We start from the raw sequence: 1482 nt of genomic DNA on the forward strand, positions 1-1482 counted from the left end.
CTCGGCGAGTGCGCGCCCCAAGCCGGGGCACAGCCCGCACACCAGCACGCCGGCCCGTGGCCCGTCGGGCGCGCCCGCCCCGGCGAGCACCGGGGCGGGCGGCGGCCAGAACACCATCTGCGACCAGGCCGAGCGGGCGGGCCACTGGCCGCCCGGCTCGGACCAGGCCCGGGTCTGCCACAGCCTCTACGGCTGACCCGGCAGCACCGGCTGCACCTGCTGGTCCGGCTGCACCGGCTGCACTGGCCGGTCCGACGTCAGCCCGGGAGCCGCGGACGCCCCCGGGGCGCCCAGCAGCCCCCTGTCCAGCCGGGGCGCCAGCACCCGCGCCAGGGTGTCGGTGATGTGACCGGTGTCCCGGTACAGCACCACGCCCTCCAGCACGGCCGGGCAGGAGGGCCCGGTGCCGGGGCAGAGCAGCGGGCCGAGGTCGAGGGTCCGCACCCCGTACCGGGCGGCGAGCCCGCCGTCCAGTACGGGGTCGGGCTCGAACGCGGTGTCGCGCGGGAAGAAGCAGGCGTCGGAGCGCCCGTCGGAGGCGGCCAGGCAGGTCGGGATGTCCTTGCCGGGCATCGGGGTGTCGCCGAGGTAGGCGAGCGGGGCGCCGAGCGCGGTGAGCCGGTCCAGGGTGCGGGTCCAGCCCTCGGTGCGCTCCTCCGGGCTGCCGTAGCGGTTGAGGCCCGCCATCAGGACCAGCCGCGGCTTGGGCCCGGAGGCCAGCCGGGTGAGGGTGTTCTCGCGCCAGCGGTCGCACTCCTCGAAGGTCCGGCCGAGCACGTTGTTGCGCACGGTGAGGGTGGCCAGCGGGCAGCCGGGCTTGACCAGCACCTCCAGGGCCCAGTGCCGCTGCTCGGCGAGGGCGAGGCCGGCGGAGATCCACTGCCCGGCGTGGGAGTCGCCGAGCAGCACGATCCGGTCGGGGCTGTCCTCGGCGCCGAAGAGGCAGCGCGGGCTGCTGTCGGCGTTGAGCGGGATCTCGCAGCCCTTGCCGGGCGGGAAGTCCTCCCGGGCCCGGGCCAGCGAGGGTGTCAGGGTGAGCACCCGGGTGCCGGGGGCGAGCAGGCCCGGGCCGTCGGCGGCTCCGGCGGGCGCCGCGACGGGCCCGGAGGAGGGGTCGCCGAGGGCGCGTACGGTGCCGCCGCCGAGGGTGAGCGCGGCGATCAGCGGGATGACCAGGGCGCTGGCGCCGACGGCGAGCCCGCGCCGGGGTGCCGGGCTGCTGCCGTACCGCAGCGGCTGTTCGACCAGCCGCAGGGTGAGCCAGGCGGGCAGCGCGCTGGCGGCGGTGAGCGCGAGCAGGGTGGTCCAGGGCAGGGCACCGTACCGGGCCTGGGCGATGGTCAGCACCGGCCAGTGCCACAGGTACCAGGCGTACGAGAGCCGTCCGGCGGCGCGCAGCGGGCGGGTGGCGAGCAGCCGTCCGGCGTCGGCGGCGCCGGGGCCGTCGTGCCCGGCGGCGTGTCCGGCGAGCAGGACGGCGGC

1 protein-coding gene and 1 pseudogene are annotated in these 1482 nt (G+C 77.9%); one reads left to right on the forward strand and one right to left on the reverse strand.

The window, feature by feature from the left end; genetic code table 11:
* Positions 1-196 (forward strand): annotated as a pseudogene (locus tag AE652_RS41280) (hypothetical protein); the annotation flags it as partial.
* Here the strand turns inward: AE652_RS41280 and AE652_RS47095 are convergent.
* The coding region (locus tag AE652_RS47095) for an acyltransferase family protein (protein WP_199823236.1) at positions 187-1482 on the reverse strand (1296 nt) is incomplete at its 5' end. The pseudogene AE652_RS41280 and the gene AE652_RS47095 overlap by 10 nt on opposite strands.

Source organism: Kitasatospora sp. MY 5-36, from assembly GCF_001182915.1.
Lineage (GTDB): Bacteria > Actinomycetota > Actinomycetes > Streptomycetales > Streptomycetaceae > Kitasatospora.